This is a genomic window from Halorientalis salina (assembly GCF_005049285.1).
GTDB classification, from domain to species: Archaea; Halobacteriota; Halobacteria; order Halobacteriales; family Haloarculaceae; genus Halorientalis; species Halorientalis salina.
Window position 1 is genome coordinate 431,922 of the sequence record NZ_SOSC01000001.1, and the last position, 15,762, is coordinate 447,683.

Annotated in this window: 14 protein-coding genes and 1 pseudogene; 5 read left to right on the forward strand and 10 right to left on the reverse strand. The window is 66.6% G+C overall.

Going from position 1 to position 15,762, the window contains the following annotated elements:
- Nucleotides 1–151: 151 nt before the first annotated feature.
- Nucleotides 152–583: a hypothetical protein gene (locus E2481_RS02310; protein ID WP_136715506.1), complete on the forward strand. Its 432-nt coding sequence runs from the start codon at nucleotides 152–154 to the stop codon at nucleotides 581–583.
- A gap of 10 nt (nucleotides 584–593) precedes the next feature.
- On the opposite strand, the gene E2481_RS02315 is transcribed toward E2481_RS02310, so the two are convergent.
- Nucleotides 594–1,079 (reverse strand): metal-dependent hydrolase, encoded by a 486-nt coding sequence (locus tag E2481_RS02315; protein ID WP_136715507.1) that lies wholly within the window; start codon nucleotides 1,077–1,079, stop codon nucleotides 594–596.
- A gap of 119 nt (nucleotides 1,080–1,198) precedes the next feature.
- On the opposite strand from E2481_RS02315, the gene E2481_RS02320 reads away from it, so the two are divergent.
- From E2481_RS02320 to E2481_RS02330, 3 genes are all read left to right on the forward strand, one after another.
- A complete protein-coding gene (locus tag E2481_RS02320; protein WP_136715508.1) occupies nucleotides 1,199–1,795 on the forward strand; it encodes a winged helix-turn-helix transcriptional regulator in 597 nt (198 codons plus the stop codon).
- A 67-nt stretch (nucleotides 1,796–1,862) separates the two neighbouring features.
- Nucleotides 1,863–2,150 carry a DUF211 domain-containing protein gene (locus E2481_RS02325; RefSeq protein WP_136715509.1) on the forward strand — a complete coding sequence of 96 codons (288 nt, stop codon included), beginning with the start codon at nucleotides 1,863–1,865 and terminating at the stop codon, nucleotides 2,148–2,150.
- 1 nt (nucleotide 2,151) lies between these two features.
- Nucleotides 2,152–2,724 (forward strand): VIT1/CCC1 transporter family protein, encoded by a 573-nt coding sequence (locus E2481_RS02330; protein WP_136715510.1) that lies wholly within the window; start codon nucleotides 2,152–2,154, stop codon nucleotides 2,722–2,724.
- Here the strand turns inward: E2481_RS02330 and E2481_RS02335 are convergent.
- The gene (locus E2481_RS02335) at nucleotides 2,702–5,389 is read right to left on the reverse strand and encodes a cation-translocating P-type ATPase (protein ID WP_136715511.1); all 2,688 of its coding nucleotides are present in this window, start codon (nucleotides 5,387–5,389) and stop codon (nucleotides 2,702–2,704) included. The two genes, E2481_RS02330 and E2481_RS02335, sit on opposite strands and share 23 nt — an antisense overlap.
- A gap of 187 nt (nucleotides 5,390–5,576) precedes the next feature.
- Here E2481_RS02335 and E2481_RS02340 point away from each other — a divergent pair, with 187 nt between their 5' ends.
- On the forward strand, nucleotides 5,577–8,183 hold the full coding sequence (locus E2481_RS02340) for a heavy metal translocating P-type ATPase (protein ID WP_136715512.1): 2,607 nt from the start codon (nucleotides 5,577–5,579) through the stop codon (nucleotides 8,181–8,183).
- Nucleotides 8,184–8,186: 3 nt separating this feature from the next.
- Here E2481_RS02340 and E2481_RS02345 read toward each other — a convergent pair whose 3' ends face one another.
- From E2481_RS02345 to E2481_RS02380, 8 genes and pseudogenes are all read right to left on the reverse strand, one after another.
- A complete protein-coding gene (locus E2481_RS02345; protein ID WP_136715513.1) occupies nucleotides 8,187–9,665 on the reverse strand; it encodes an AMP phosphorylase in 1,479 nt (492 codons plus the stop codon).
- A gap of 31 nt (nucleotides 9,666–9,696) precedes the next feature.
- Nucleotides 9,697–10,956 (reverse strand): M20 family metallopeptidase, encoded by a 1,260-nt coding sequence (locus E2481_RS02350; protein WP_136715514.1) that lies wholly within the window; start codon nucleotides 10,954–10,956, stop codon nucleotides 9,697–9,699.
- An 87-nt stretch (nucleotides 10,957–11,043) separates the two neighbouring features.
- Nucleotides 11,044–11,799, reverse strand: a complete 756-nt coding sequence (locus E2481_RS02355; protein ID WP_136715917.1) for a DUF2270 domain-containing protein — start codon at nucleotides 11,797–11,799, stop codon at nucleotides 11,044–11,046.
- Between the two features lie 198 nt (nucleotides 11,800–11,997).
- Nucleotides 11,998–13,191 carry an MBL fold metallo-hydrolase gene (locus E2481_RS02360; protein WP_136715515.1) on the reverse strand — a complete coding sequence of 398 codons (1,194 nt, stop codon included), beginning with the start codon at nucleotides 13,189–13,191 and terminating at the stop codon, nucleotides 11,998–12,000.
- Nucleotides 13,192–13,311: 120 nt separating this feature from the next.
- Nucleotides 13,312–14,352, reverse strand: coding sequence for a sulfite exporter TauE/SafE family protein (locus E2481_RS02365; protein ID WP_136715516.1), 1,041 nt, complete (start codon nucleotides 14,350–14,352; stop codon nucleotides 13,312–13,314).
- 62 nt (nucleotides 14,353–14,414) lie between these two features.
- A pseudogene (locus tag E2481_RS02370) lies at nucleotides 14,415–14,561 on the reverse strand (DUF7512 family protein); the annotation flags it as partial.
- A 264-nt stretch (nucleotides 14,562–14,825) separates the two neighbouring features.
- Nucleotides 14,826–15,284 (reverse strand): YeeE/YedE family protein, encoded by a 459-nt coding sequence (locus E2481_RS02375; RefSeq protein WP_136715518.1) that lies wholly within the window; start codon nucleotides 15,282–15,284, stop codon nucleotides 14,826–14,828.
- Nucleotides 15,281–15,754: a YeeE/YedE family protein gene (locus E2481_RS02380; RefSeq protein ID WP_136715519.1), complete on the reverse strand. Its 474-nt coding sequence runs from the start codon at nucleotides 15,752–15,754 to the stop codon at nucleotides 15,281–15,283. The genes E2481_RS02375 and E2481_RS02380 overlap by 4 nt, the downstream gene beginning before the upstream one ends.
- Nucleotides 15,755–15,762: the final 8 nt, after the last annotated feature.

The window sequence follows — 15,762 nt, forward strand, 5'->3', positions numbered from 1 at the left end:
CCCGAAACGACGGTTCCGTCGACCGGTGGTGACTACAACAACCGTTTTAGCTTTGCTCAATATTACAACAATTCCCGGAGAACGCTCGACTGGACACATGAAGATCGCGGAACACCGAGCCCGTCCGAGGGTACGAACAGTTGCAGATGCGGTGGCCGGGCGACTCGTCGGCCGGCCGGCGAGCGCTGTCGCGGTGATCGCCCTCGCCGTCGTGGCTGCCGTCGTCACGGCGAGACGCGTCGCCGCGACGGACACGTACCTGCAGATACAGTACGCGCTACCGACCTATGACGGCAGCATCGGGCCGATAGCCGTCACCGCTGGTGCCGTTCTCGTCGGACTGGCGGCACTGAGTGCGTACGTCGGAGCCGGGTTGGCCCCGACCGCGTTCCTGGCCGGCGGCCCCGTGTTCGGCTGGGCCGTCAACCATTTCTCCTCGTCGATAACCCCACAGTACGCAGCGACCTTCCCGCTCGAAATGGCGGTTCTGTACGGTGGTTGCATTGGCCTCGTCGGCTACCTGCTCGGGAGGGGAGTCCGGACGCTGGTGCCGCCGTCGGCGCTCTCGCCGTTGAAGAGCTGAGTTTCCGACCTCAGAGGACTTCCGTCGCCAGTATCAGCCCGGCGGTGACGAACACGCCCAGGCCGAACAGGGAGAAGTTGGCGATGGTGTTGTCCGCACGCGTAACTCGAAGGGTGAACCGTCGGTTCCAGAGCGGCCAGAACGGTGCGATGCCCATGGGGGTGAGCACGTCACCGAGCAAATGGGCGAGAATAGCGAGGGTCCCGATAGCGAACCCGAACACGGCGAGTTCGCTGGACATCCCGACGGCTTGCCCGCCGAACACCCACCCGACGGCACCGGCTGCCAGGCCCACGAGCAGCGCGAACCCGACGGTGTGGGTCGAGCCGCGGTGGGAGACGAACGGGATGCTGTGGTCGGTATCGGGAAGGGTCGCCAGCGAGAGCATACAGAGTTCGCCGAGGACGGCGAGGTCGGATCGACCCAGCAAAACCAGGGCGAACCCGAGCGGGGCGTACACCAGCAGTGACACGCCGAGGTGGCCAGCGCGGTACACAAGCGGGGGTTACACCCCGAACCCGATGAACGTTCTGCGATGCAGTCGGAGGCGAGTGAGTGGATACCGTGATAGCCACAAGCGCTTTGCCGGGCCACCGCCTTCGGTGACATAGAGTAATGCGGGGACTCGACGACACCGATCGAGAGATCCTGTCGCTGTTACTCGACGACGGGCGGCGACCCTACAGCGACATCGCGGAACGCGTCGATCTCTCGCCGCCGGCGGTCTCGGACCGTATCGACCGACTGGAGGAACTGGGTCTCCTACGGGGGTTCACTGTGGACATCGACCGGTCGATGCTCCGGGAAGGCGTCCCCGTCCTCGTCGACGTACAGGTCGAACCGGGGAACGCGGAGGCCGTCAGGTCAGCACTGTCGGCAGGGGAGATCACCGAACACGTGTTCGCGACCGCCGACGAGCGCGTGGTCGCCACGGCAACGGTGCCCGAAGCCGACGTTCAATCGCTGCTCGAATCGACGGTCGACGTGGAAGCCGTCGTCAGCTACGAGGTCGACCTGTTGACCGACAGGTCCTGGACGCCCTCGATCGGCGACGCGGAACTCGCAGCGTCCTGTGCCGAGTGTGGGAACACCGTGACGACCGAGGGTGAAACGGCTCGCCTCGACGGAACCCGCTACCAGTTCTGCTGTTCGTCCTGTAAATCGCGGTTCGTCGACCAGTTCGAAGAGTTACGCGAGGGTGCCGATTCCTGACGCCGGCAGATATACCGCCGCGTTCTGAACCCCTGGAACTTTCTTCGGAGCGGTGAAACTCTCCCGTATGGCTCAGATCCGTCGGCTCGTCCTCGACGTGTTGAAACCGCACGAACCAGCCGTCCCCGCGCTCGCGGACGGGGTAGCCGACTGTCCGGGGGTCGAGGGCGTGAACGTCTCGCTCGTCGAAAGTGATCGGGAAGTCGAAAACGTGAAACTCACCCTCGAAGGCGAGGATATCGACTACGACGCTGTCAGGTCGACCGTCGACGAGTTCGGGGCGAGCGTCCACTCCATCGACGAGTTCGCCTGTGGGGAGACGCTGATCGAAGCCGGCGAAACGCCCCAGGACTGAGATGGCGGGACCGTCGATTCGCGAGCGGGTCGGGTCGCTGTTCGACGCCATCTCCCGCCGCTACTTCGTCTCCAACGGGTTCGACGGGACGCTGACCAGCACCGGCGTCGCCGTCGGCTCGTATCTCTCCGGCGTCTCGGAGGGTGCCACCGTCGTTACCGTCGGGATCGGCGCGGCGGTCGGGCTGAGCACGTCGGGCGTCTGGAGCGTCTGGGAGATCGAGCGCGCCGAGAAACGCATCGAACGCCGGGACGTCGAGGCCGCGATGTTGACCGACCTCGGCGACACCCGAGTTCAGGAACAGAACCGGCGAGACCGGGTCAAACACGCAACGATGAGTGGCATCGGGCCGCTGATCGGTATCCTGTTTCCCATCAGCGCGTACCTGTTCGCACCCGCAGTCATCACGATGTTCGAGGCCACCGCCCTGGCGGTCCTCATCGGCGTCCTGTTGTTGTTCCTGTTCGGTGCCTACATGGGTGATATATCCGGCCAGTCGTGGGTCGTGGCGGGCCTGCGGATGGGGTTGGCCGGCGTCGTCGTCACCGTCATCAACGTCTTGCTGCCCGGCTAGCGGGAAGCGCCGCGTCCAGCGCCACCACGAGCAGGGAGTTCAGCGCGACGAAGACGACGAACGCGCCGGCGAGCCAACCCCAGGCTTCCAGCGCGAGGGGGACGACGTCGAAGAGGTCCGCCAGCGGCGTGTAGAGGACGAGCAGTTGCAGTCCCAGCGTGAGCGCGACGGCACCGACGAGCCAGGGGTTCGAGCGCAGCGACTTCCCGTACCGGCGGCGGATGAGTTGGATGCGAGCCAGTTCGATGACCACGAGGAACGTAAACAGCGTCGTCTGTGCGCGCACCAGCGAGCCCGTCGCGGCGAGCCGGGCGAAGAAGAGTCCGAGCCCGACGACGGTCATCACGACGCCGATGGCCAGGATGGACGCGAGCACGCGCCGGTCGATGATCGGCTCTCCCCGGCCCCGCGGCGGCCGGTCCATCACGTTCGGCGCCGTCGGGTCCGCCCCGAGCGCCAGCGCGGGCAACCCGTCGGTGACGAGGTTCACCCAGAGCAACATGACCGGCGTCAACACCAGACCGACGGCCTCGCTCCCCTCGAACAGGTCCGGGAACAGCAGGCTCCCGAGCAGGACGCCGAAAAAGACCACCAGTACCTCGCCGGCGTTGGCCGACAGGAGGTAGTTGACGAACGTGCGCACGTTGTCGAAGATGCCGCGACCGGTCTCGACGGCGTCCCGGATGGTGACGAAGTTGTCGTCCTGGAGGATCATGTCCGAGGCCTGTTTCGCCACGTCGGTCCCGCGCTGGCCCATCGCGATGCCCACGTCAGCCCCCTGGAGCGCGGGCGCGTCGTTGACCCCGTCACCGGTCATCGCGACGTCGTGGCCGTTCTCCTGCAGGGTCTGGAGGACGGTGACCTTGTGTTCGGGCTCGGCCCTGGCGAACACCTCCACGTCCTCGACGGCCTCGGCCCGTTCGTGCTCGGACAGGGCGGCGAACTCCCCGCCGGTCATCGCGCCGTCCGGATCGAAGCCGATCTGCTCGCCGATGGCGCGAGCGGTGGCGAGGTTGTCGCCGGTCGCCATGACCACGTCGATGCCGGCGCGTCGACAGTCCGCGACCGCGTCCTCGACCTCGCGTCGCGGTGGGTCGATCATCCCCTGGAGGCCCAGGAACACCATGCCCGACTCGATCTCGGCGTCGGGGGCCTCGGCGTCCGGCACGGTCTTGCGCGCGAACCCGAGCACTCGCAGTGCGTCCGCGGCGAACGACTCCGTCCGTTCGAGAATCGCCGCCCGTCGCTCGTCGGTCAGGGCGACCGGCTCCCCGTCCACGACGATGCGTTCGCAGTGTTCGAGTACCTGCTCGGGCGCACCTTTCATGTACGCGACCGGATCGTCCTCGTCGACGACGACGGTCATCCGCTTGCGCTCCGAGGAGAAGGGGATCTCGCGAAGTCGCTCGCCGCTCGTATCGACCCCCGCCTCGACGGCCGCCTCGTAGACGGCGATCTCGGTGGGGTCACCGTGGTAGGCCGCGTCCTCGTCCTCGGGCGCAGGTTCGGTGTTGTTACAGACCCCACCGCAACGCAGGACCGCCTCGAGCGCGTCCTCGCCGTCGGTCTGGAAGGCCCGTCCGTCGTCGTCAGCGTCCGTTTCGAAGACCGTCTCGTCGGCAAACGCCCGGGTGACAGTCATCCGGTTTTCGGTGAGCGTGCCGGTCTTGTCGGTGAGGATGACGTCGACCGAGCCGAGGCTCTCGACGACCGGGAGGCGGCGAACGAGCGCCTTCTTCTCCAGCAAGGTCCGCGACCCGAGCGCCAGCGTGAACGTGACGACGGCGGGCAACCCCTCCGGGACGGCGGCGACGGCGAGGGTCACCGCGACCAGCAGGACGGTGATCGGATCGGTGCCGGTCAGCAGGAACTGGGTGGCCGCCACGAGCGCGATGAGTGCGAGGACGCCGGCCCCGATCTGGGTCCCGAGGCGGTCGATCTCGGACTGGAACGACGTCTCGGTCTCCTCGACTTCGCCCAGTTGCGTGGCGATCTCTCCGACCTCGGTGTCCATCCCGGTCCCGACGACGACGGCCCGGCCGCGACCCCGAACCGCGGTCGTGTTCATGAAGACCATGTTCTCGCGTTCCGCCAGGGGCGTCTCGTCGGGGAGCGCGTCGGCGCGTTTGGCGACGCTACCGCTCTCGCCCGTCAGCGCCGACTCGTTCGCCTCCAGGCCCGTGGTCTCGACGACGCGCGCGTCGGCCGGAATCGCGTCACCCTGTTCGATCACGATCAAATCGCCCGGAACGACCTCGCGCGCGTCGACGATCCGGCGCTCGCCGTCCCGGATCACCGTGGCGTCGGGCGAGGCGAGTTCGCGGAGCGCCTCGATCGATCGCTGTGCGCGGTAGTCCTGGACGAAGCCGAAGACCCCGTTGGCCAGGAGGATGAGCAGGATGAGGCCGGCGTCGACGTACTCGGGTTCCTGGCCCGGCAGGAAGCCGACCGCGACCGCCAGCAACGCGGCGAAGATCAGGAGGTAGACGAGCGCGTCGCGGAACTGCGCGACGAACACGGCCAGGGGCGATACCGACTCCCCCGACTGGATCTCGTTCGGGCCGTGCTCGTCGAGTCGGCGTCGCGCCTCCGCACTCGACAACCCCTCGGCATCAGTTCCAACCTCCTCGCGAACGGCGTCGGCCGACACACTGTGCCACCGCATTCACTCCACCAATCACGTGCCAGCGTGTTAACCATTAAGTTCCGGAGTGGCACGGACCGTCGCCGGCCGATTAAAATAGTTCGCTCACACCGCGATTTCGTCTTCGAACCGAAGATATCGGCCGGTGACGACAACATATTCGAAGGAGCAAACCGCTTGAACGTGGGGCCACTATACAGAGACAAGAATGACAATCAGGCGCTCACGGCTGGAGTTGACGGGCATGAGCTGTGCGAACTGCGCCGGGACCATCGAGGAGCGCGTGGGCGAGCTCCCCGGTGTCTCGGACGTGTCCGTCAACTACGCCACCGACGAGGGAACGGTCGAGTACGACCCCGACGAGACGGCGCTGGCTTCGATCTTCGATGCCGTCGAAGACGCGGGCTACGGCGTGGTTCGGGAGTCGGTCACGTTCGGTATCACGGACATGACCTGCTCGAACTGCGCGTCGACCAACGAGGAGGCGCTGCTGGACACGCCGGGCGTCATCGACGCGACGGTGAACTACGCGACCGACGAGGCACAGGTCGAGTACAACCCCGCCCAGACGGACGTGTCGTCACTGTACGACGCTGTCGAGGCGGCGGGCTACAGTCCGATCCGCGGCGATTCGGAGACCGGGGACGAAAAGAGCGACGGCCGGTCGTCCCAGGACCGACAGGACATGGCTCGCAACGAGGAGATCGCCCGCCAGAAGCGGTTGACGCTGTTCGGTGCGGCGCTCTCGCTCCCGCTCGTAGCCATGATGGCCGTCGAGTTGCTCTCGCTGGGCGTCCTCCCCGAGTCGGTCGGTCCGATCCCGATGGGCTGGGTCGCCTTCCTGCTGGCGACGCCGGTCCAGGTCCTCCTCGGGCGGGAGTTCTACGAGAACTCCTACACGGCGCTCGTGAAGAACCGCCGCGCGAACATGGACGTCCTCATCGCGATGGGGTCCTCGACGGCGTACTTCTACAGCGTCGCGGCACTGATCGGCCTCATCGCCACCGAGGGACTGTACTTCGACACGGCGGCGCTCATCCTCACGTTCATCACGCTGGGGAACTACCTCGAAGCCCGCTCGAAGGGCCAGGCCGGCGAGGCCATCCGCGAGTTGCTGGCGATGCAGGCCGACACGGCCACGATCGTCGAGGAGGACGGGACCGAACGCGAGGTCCCCGTCGAAGACATCGAAGTCGGCGACCGGATGAAAGTCCGCCCGGGCGAGAAGATTCCGACGGACGGCGAGGTCGTCGACGGCGAGAGTTCCGTCGACGAGTCGATGGTGACCGGCGAGTCCGTCCCGGTCGACAAGGGCGAGGGCGACGAGGTCGTCGGATCGACGGTCAACCAGAACGGCGTCCTCGTGGTGGAGGCCACGAAGATCGGCTCGGAAACCGCGATCCAGCAGATCGTCTCGATGGTCAAGGACGCCCAGAGCCGCCAGCCGGACATCCAGAACGTCGCCGACCGCATCAGCGCGTACTTCGTGCCAGCGGTCATCGCCAACGCGCTGCTGTGGGGGACCGTCTGGTACCTGTTCCCCGGCGCGCTCGCGGGCTTCGTCGAGGCGCTCCCGCTGTGGGGGCTGGTCGGCGGCGGTCCCGCAATCGCCGGTGGCGGGGTTTCGGCCTTCGAGTTCGCGGTCGTCGTGTTCGCCAGCGCGGTGCTGATCGCCTGTCCCTGTGCGTTGGGGCTGGCGACCCCCGCGGCGACGATGGTCGGGACCTCCATCGGCGCGCGCAACGGCGTCCTGTTCAAGGGTGGCGACATCCTCGAACGCGTCCGCGACGTGGAGACGGTCGTCTTCGACAAGACCGGGACGCTCACCGAGGGGGAGATGCAGTTGACAGACGTGGTAGTCGTGGACGGTGCCGCGGCAGACGGTGGTACTGCCGCTGACGGCGGCCAACTCCAGGCCGTCGACGAGGACTTCGTCCTCGACGCCGCGGCCAGCGCCGAACGGGGCAGCGAACACCCCCTGGCCCAGGCCATCGTCGAGGGAGCGCGCGAGCGCGGCATCGAGCCCGAGGAGCCCAGCGACTTCGAGAACATTCCGGGCCACGGCGTGCGCGCGACCACGAGCCACGGCGAGGTACTCGTCGGGAACCGCAAACTGCTCACCGACAACGACGTCGACCCGGGGCCGGCCGCAGAGGCGATGGAACGACTCGAATCCGAGGGGAAGACGGCGATGCTGGTCGCCGTCGACGGTCGTCTCGTCGGGGTCGTCGCCGACGCGGACACGATCAAGGAGTCGGCGAAGGCGGCGGTGGCCCAACTGCAGGATCGCGGGCTGTCGATCCACATGATCACGGGCGACAACGAGCGGACGGCCGAAGCAGTCGCCGAACAAGTGGGGATCCCGCCCGAGAACGTCAGCGCCGAGGTCCTGCCCGAAGACAAGGCCGACGCCATCGACGAGATCCAGGCCGACGGCGAGCGGGCGATGATGGTCGGCGACGGGGTCAACGACGCGCCCGCGCTGGCGGCGGCCTTCGTCGGCTGTGCCATCGGGAGCGGGACGGACGTGGCTATCGAGGCCGCCGACGTCACGCTGATGCGGTCGGACCCGGTGGACGTGCTGAAGGCCATCCGCGTCTCGGACGGGACGCTGGCGAAGATCAAGCAGAACCTGTTCTGGGCGCTGGGGTACAACACCGCGATGATACCGCTGGCCTCGCTGGGGCTGCTCCAGCCGGTGTTGGCCGCCGGGGCGATGGCGTTCTCCAGCGTCTCCGTGCTGGCCAACAGTCTCGTGTTCCGGCAGTACACGCCGGACGAGGACTACGAGCTTCTGGGGAAGTTCCGGCCCTAGGGGTCAGTACTGCTCGACGAGCGCTTCGTCGGGTCCGGCCACGCGAAGCGGGTCGTTCTCACGCGCGAACCGGACGGCCTCGTCGAGTTTGTCCGCGGTGTGGGCGTAGACCGTCAGCAGTTCGTCCGACTCGTCGACGGCGTCACCGGTTTTCGCAGCGAGCCTGAGCCCGGCCCCCAGGTCTTTCGGTGCGCCGGCGCGCCGAGCGGTCTCGTTGACGAGTCGATTGTTCGCGTGGGTAACGACGCCCCCGCGAGACGCCGTGATCGTCGCGGTGTGGGATCCGATCGGGAGCTCGGCCGTCGTCACGTCGGGATCGCCGTTCTGCGCCGCGATGATGTCCCGGAACCGCGCCAATGCGCGTCCGTCGTCGAGGATCTCCGCGGCCGATTCGTCGCTCCCGCACGCGGAGAGGACCATGTCGGCGATGCTGACGCTCTTCAGCCGGAGGTCCTCGGGGCCGTTTCCGTTCAGCACGTCGAGGACGTCCCTGGCTTCGAGCCCGCAGCCGATGCCGGTGCCGACAGGTTGGTTCCCGCGTGTGATGGCACAGTCGACGGACATGTCCAGAGCCGTCCCGACGCGGTCGAAGTCTTCGGCCATCTCCCGGGCCGCGTCGAGACTGGGCACTTTCGCGCCCTCGCCGTAGGGGATGTCGATGACGACCCGCGTCGAGCCTGCGCTTTTTTTCTTCGAGAGCACGGAAGCGATCATCTGTCCCGGCGGGTCCAGCGAGAGCGGCGTCTCGACGCGGATGATCTTGTCGTCGACCGGCGAGAGGTTGACGCCGCCGCCCCAGACCATACAGCCGTTGGTCGCCGCCACGATCTCCCTGATTTCGTCGATGTCGAACTCGACGTCGCAGAATACTTCCATCGTGTCCGCGGTCCCCGCCGCGGAGGTGACTGCCCGCGAGGAGGTCTTCGGGATCGTGATCCCCGCAGCGGCGACGATGGGGACGACGATCGGCGTCACGCGGTTCCCGGCCACGCCGCCGATGGAGTGTTTGTCCGCTACGAGGTCGCTGTTCCAGGTGATCGTCTCGCCGGCGTCGACCATGCTCTCCGTGAGGTGGACGATCTCGGCCCGGGAGAGGCCGTTCGTGTAGATGCTCGTGACGAAGGCGGTCAGTTCGGTGTCCGTCAGGCGGTCGTGTTTGATGTCCGTGACGATCGCGTCGAGTTCGTCGGCTTCCAGTTCGACGTCGTCGAGTTTCTTCCTGACGTAGGACGCCGAGCTGGGACTGGGGGCGATCGTGACGGTCACGTCACCGACGATGTGACCGAGCGGCCGCGTCGCTGCCAACTCGCCCTGATCGACGAGTCCATCAGTCAGTTCGACCACGCCGATCGCAGTGCCCTCTTCGTGTCCGATCTGGACGCGGTCGAGCGGGTGAACCCCCAGCTCCTGGGCGTCCGCGGTGTGTAAGATCACCGTCGGGGTCCGGGTACCGATGTCGATCTGCCGCGCGTGGAGTTCCATATCGTAGCCTGACGGGCGCCCGATATAAGTGTCAGGCGACGGAGGACGGCATCGCCTCGGCGAGCACGTACGGCAGTCGCGTGTACACCTCAGCGTTGGCGACCAGCGCGTCGACCGTCGTGTACTCGTCGACTGCGTGGGCCGTTTCGGTCCCGAGGGCGAACTCGACGGTTGGAATCCCAACCTTCCGCAGCGTCTTGGCGTCGCCGCCGCCGGTCGCACTCCGGCGGTAGACGCGTTCACCGGTGACCGCACTGGCGACCGACTGGACCGAATCGACGAGCGGACTGTCCATCGGTTCGTACGTACCGATCGAACAGCTCGTGTCGGCGACGCGAACGCGGTCGTGATCCGCCAGCACCGTCCGAATGTCCGCCATGACGGCTGGCGTGTCGACGGACGCCGTGAGCCGGACGTCGAGTTCGGCCCTCGCGGCCGCGGGGACGCTGTTGATCGCCTCGCCTCCCTGGATCGTCCCGAGGTTGACAGTTGGATGCTCGAAGAGCTCGCGGGCGCGTTCGGCTCCGAGACGGGGCGCGTAGTACTCGACCGACTCGTCGACGATCGGTCGCACCGCTGGGTCGTACGTGAGGTCGTAGCCCGAGAGGAGTTCGCGGACGTCTTCGACGGCGGCCCAGAGTCGGTCGATCGCGTTCACGCCGAGCATCGGGCGTGAGCCGTGCGCGCCGTCTCCGGTCGCTGCGAGCGTGAGCCAGATGCTCCCCCGGTCGGCGACGGTCACGGAGTGGCGGTCGCCCTCGCAGGTGGTCTCCCCGATGACGCAGGCGGTCGCTTCGACCGCACCCGAGGAGACCAGCGCGTCCAGTCCCGCGCGGCCGCCGGTCTCCTCGTCGCTGACGAACTGGAACTGGAGCGTCAGCGGCGGCCTCGATTCCGCGTGGCCGAACGCACTGATCGTTTCGACCATCGCTGCGACGGCACCTTTCATGTCGGTCGCACCGCGGCCGTAGAGACGGTCGCCGTCGCGTTCCCCGAGCGGATCGACGGACCACTCGTCGGGATCGAACGGGACCGTATCGAGGTGGCCGTTGTACAGGAGCGTCGCCTCGCGCTCGCCGGGGACCGTGACTGTCAGATTGGGTTTCTCGGGATCCAACGCCACCCGGTCGACCGAGACGGGAAGGTCCGCGAACCTCCCGGTCAGGTACTCGACGATCTCACAGGTGGTTCCCGGCGGGTTCTGCGTGTCGTAGGCGAGCAGGTCGAGGGTCGTCTCGACGAGGTCCGACCCTCGATCCGCGCGGACGAAATCCGGTGGCGACTCGCTCACCTTCGGGTCTAGGGAATGAACGACCAAGTAGCAAGGGGACCGTTTGCATCCGTATCGCACGACCGTGGCGCAAACGCGGGGCGTCGGTCACATCTCCGAGTCGTCCGACCGGTTGGACCGGAGTTCCGTTTCGAGCAGTTCACCGCGCGTGTGCCACGTGCGGGGCCGACAGCAGAGGTAGAGCGCCAGCCCATAGGCGACGACGACGATCGCAGTGACGACGACGCCCGAGAATGCACCGACGGACGCGCTCGCTGGCCACGGTTGTTCGGAGAACGCGGTCACCCGGAGGACCCACGCCAGATCCAGAACCGTGAAAAGCGGGAAGTAGACCCGGCGGAGACGGTGTGCGATCGCTTCCTCGGCCGTGATCTTCAGCTTGGGCTGCTGGTAGTCGGCAGCCAGTTCTTCCCGCCAGCCCTCGTCTGTCAGGTCGACGTTGGGGTCCAGACCCGGCGCCCAGACGTTCTGCTGGATGTGCCGAACTCGGGAGCGCCAGACGTCGTAGGCCCGGTAGCGACGCGCCTCGATGAACAGGAAGATCGTGATCGCGGCGTGACCCACGAGGATGACGTAATGCGGGTTCCCCTCGCTGGAGAACGCCCACGTGAGGATGGCCGCCATCAACAAGACAGCCCAGTTCGTGGTTCGATCCAGTCGCTCGCGCCACAGCTTCATCCGATGCAGTTCCCCGCGGTAGAGGTGGGCGAACGCCGAACTCGGGCCCATGTCGACGTCGAGCAGCCCCTCACCGATCCGCGGGTCGGGCGGTCCGTCGTCGAGCCCCTCCGCCTGGTCGGGCGAATCCTGAACGGCCTCGTTCGCGCTGTCTCCCGGCCCCATCAGACGGGTCCCCGCTGTCGGTGGCGCAGCGTCAGTGCCTGCCATCCGTTCCCACTCGTGCCCGGACCTGGAGTGAACACGTTCATCAGTACCTCCGGGTAAACGGTCACTGCTGAAAACACTTGTGTAAGGGTTGCCCAATATTGGGGGGCGAGAAGTTAGCGGTTCGCGCCGCGATGCCGCGATCGGTCGTCGTCGTTAGTCACCCGTGAGCGCGTCCTGGCTGGCCGCGCAGTTGTTCGGGCCGAGTTCGAGTTCGAAGGCTTCCTCGTCGGTCGCCGTTTGCTGTCCGAGGTTCGTCTCGATGATGTCGACGTAGTTGGCCGGCCGCGGCGGCATGTCCGCGAGCACGATGTCGACGAACTCGTCCTCGTCGACGGTCAGCGCGTCCATCTCCTCGACGAGGTCGCCGATGGGAGCGGTGAAGGTGCCGTCGGCGGCGGGTTCTGCGGCGTCGCTGAAGTGTGCGCCGGCGACGAGGACGTCGTCGTCCAGCGTGAGGATCTTCTCCTGGAGCGTCTCGTAGAGCTGTCGGGCGGCGTCCGGTGCGCCCTCGTCGCCCTCCTCGAGGTCCGGCCGGGCGACGCTCTCGACGAACAACCCGTCCCCGGTGGTCAGGAGGCTGTCGCCGACGAGATACGAGGTCATGCCGGTCGTGTGGCCCGGGGTGTGGATGACCTCGATCTCGACGTCGCCGACCGTGAACACGTCGCCGTCCGCAGCGTCCTCCAGGACGTCGGCGTAGGTGACGCCCCGCGGTTCCGCCGCGGCCGGGATGACGCCTCTGACGCCCCGGTCGTCGAGGTTTCGCACGCCACTGATGTGGTCGGCGTGGATGTGTGTGTCGAACGCGTACCGGAGTTCGGCGCCGAGTTCCGCCGCGTCGGAGACGTAGCGATCGGTGAACTCCCGCAGCGGGTCGATAACGGCAGCTTCGTCGCCGTCGACGACCAGATAGCCGAGGCACCCGCTCGACGGTCGCTGGTACTGATAGACCGTTCCCGGACCGTCGTAGTCGGTGACCTCGACGCGTTCGTAGATGCGGGCCCACTCGTTCATCCCGCCGTCGAGGTGGACCACGTCGCGTCCACGTTCCGCGAGGGTGCCGGCGACGTACTCGCTGGCACCGCCCTTCGCACAGAGGACGACCAGCGGGTCCCCTTCGGGAACCTGCTCCAGCACGTCGTCGTCGAGTTCGTCGTCCAGGAAGTGGAAGTACGGCACGTTCGCGATCTCGACTGCGTCGCCGTCGATGTGCCACTCGTCGAAATCGCCCTCCATCCGAGCGTCGAGTATGGTCACCGACTCGCCGTCGTCGATCCGGTTCTTGAGTTCGGCCGGTTCCATCTCTTCGACCTCGACGTCAGGCGTCGGGAAGTCGTCTGCGTCCATGTTACAACCCACACTTGGGGCCGGGGCCACATATATCTTGCGTGTATTGTGCAATACTATAGATGGCCATGACTGTCGGCCCACGATCGAAGCGAGGTCGCGAGAAGAAAAGAGGGGAGGTCAGACGTCGGCGGCGACCGAGCTGCTGTTCGCGTCGGCGCGGAGTTCGCGAACGGCGCTGTAGGAGACGGCACCGCTGACGAGCAGGGCCGCTCCGAGGATGATAACCAGGCTCACCGTATCGAGCACCGGCATCTCGAGGACGCCACCGATCTGCCGGACGGCGACGGCGATGGCCCCGAGCAACAGCATGATGCCGAAGTACACCTTGATGTCTTCCTCTTCGACGAGCGAGGTCGCCGCGGCGCCCAGTCGGGCCCCGAGCGCGCTGCCCGCGAGCAGCGGGACCACGATACTGAGGTCAACGGCCCCCGACTGCGCGTAGAGGAAGCTCCCGATCCCGCCGGAGAAGACGATCTCGAAGAGGTCGGTCCCGACGGCGACCGGGACGGGCACGCCGATGAGGTAGAACAGCGCGGGCATGCGGATGAACCCGCCACCGACGCCGAGGAAGCCCGAGAGCAGGCCGGTCGCGAACGCGACCGCGAGGACCATCCACAGCGAGACGGTGAACCCGCCCCGGACCGAGATCATCGGCGGGACGTTGTAGGACTGTATCTTCTGTGCGATTTCGGGAATTTCAGCGTCCTCGGGGTCGGCGTCCTCGTCGACGTCGTGTTCGAGGCCGCCGTCACTGTCGCCTTTCAGCGCCTCGCGTGTGACGAACGCCCCGATGCCCCCGAGCAGGAGGACGTACGCGACGCTGACGACCGAGTCGGCCAGCCCGATGTGCTGGAGGTACTCCAGGCCGATCTTGCCGACCTCGATCCCGCCCGTCGTGCCGGCGATCATCAGCACGCCGAGCTTGTAGTCCACCTGACCGAGGTCGCGGTGTTTGAGCGTCGCGATGACGGAGGTCCCGAACACGAACGCCAGCCCGGACCCGACCGCCACGTTTGCGTCGTAGCCCATGACCAGCAGCGCCGGCGTCACCAGGAAGGATCCGCCCATCCCGAAGAAGCCGAACAGGATGCCGATGAGCAGGCCGAACCCGGCGAAGGTCGCAAGCAGCGTTGCGCTCACACCGAACAGTTCCATCATCGATTCCCACCTCCGTTCTCCGAGACCGAACAGCGGCGCATCAGCACCTCGACGAGGGCACACTGACCCTTCAGTACCCGCTTGACGGCGGGCCCGAACAGCTGTTCGAGCCCACCGTACCCGACGTACAGCACGATTGCCTCGAAGAGGACGATACCGACGAGTGCGGCCGCTTGCGCGTTGCCGCTGAGGGATTCAATTCCGAACAAAGCGACTCACCAATGTTAACGGTTTTGTAGTGTAGTGGAATCTCTGCACAATCAACTCTAATGGAACCGGGGTGATAACGGTTTTGGGTATGTCGTACAATACTATATCGCGATAACGAATCCATACCGATGGATAAGTTATGCGTAGCTACGGCACCGCGTTACAGCGAGCAGTCGCTCACGGCGCGCGGTAGGACAACGGGAGAACAGCAGACGCTCACTGCGACGAGAGGCGAAACCGGGGAGAAATAGCGGACGGCGACTTCAATCAGCGGTCGCGGGACCGCGATCGGACGACGTCAATCGCGAGCGCACGCGGCCCTGGACGTATGCACCGATGAACATCCCGCCGATGGCCCAGAGGATCGGCCAGTTGCCGATGCCGAAGCTCGCGTAGGCCGCCCCGGGACAGATGCCCGAGACGCCCCACCCGACGCCGAAGATGACGCCGCCAGCGATGACGTTTCGGTCGAAGGATTTGAGCCGGCGCACGTACTGATCACCGGTCAGCGGTGCCGAGTGCCCGAATCGCGTGGCGACGGCGAAGGTGATGCCCGTGACGACCGAGGCCCCGCCCATCACGAACAACAGCCCAAGGTCCTCGAACTGGAGGAAGTTCAACACGACCTCGGGACGGGCCATGTGGCTGTATCCCAGTCCGAACCCGAAGATGAGACCGCCCACGAGGACCGTCAGGTAGAAGCCGATCCCGCGGTTCGTCATGGCGACACCCCCAGTGCGGCGATCAGTTGTGCCGTCCCGATGGCGACCGCCATGAAGGTCGCGACGTTCACGATGGACGTCGAGGACAGCGAGCCCACGCCACAGACGCCGTGGCCGGACGTACAACCCTTGCCCAGCCGCGTGCCGATGCCGACGAGGACGCCCCCGCCGAGGAGTCGCCACCACTGGACGTCGGTCGTCCACGCGCCGCCCTGCCAGCCGACCGCGTACACCCCGGCCCCGAGGACGATGCCGAGCGTGAACACGACTCGCCAGTCACGGGACAGGACGTACGGTCCGCGGTTGAACCGGGAGACGTCCGAAACGTACGAGAGGGTCGTCTCCAGGAACGTACTCGCGCCCGCGATGATGCCCGTGGCGAGATAGATGAACGCCACGCCACCGCCGATGAACGCGCCACCGATGGCGTAACGAGCGATACCGTTCGGGAACAGTTCCGCGCCGATCATCGCGCGTC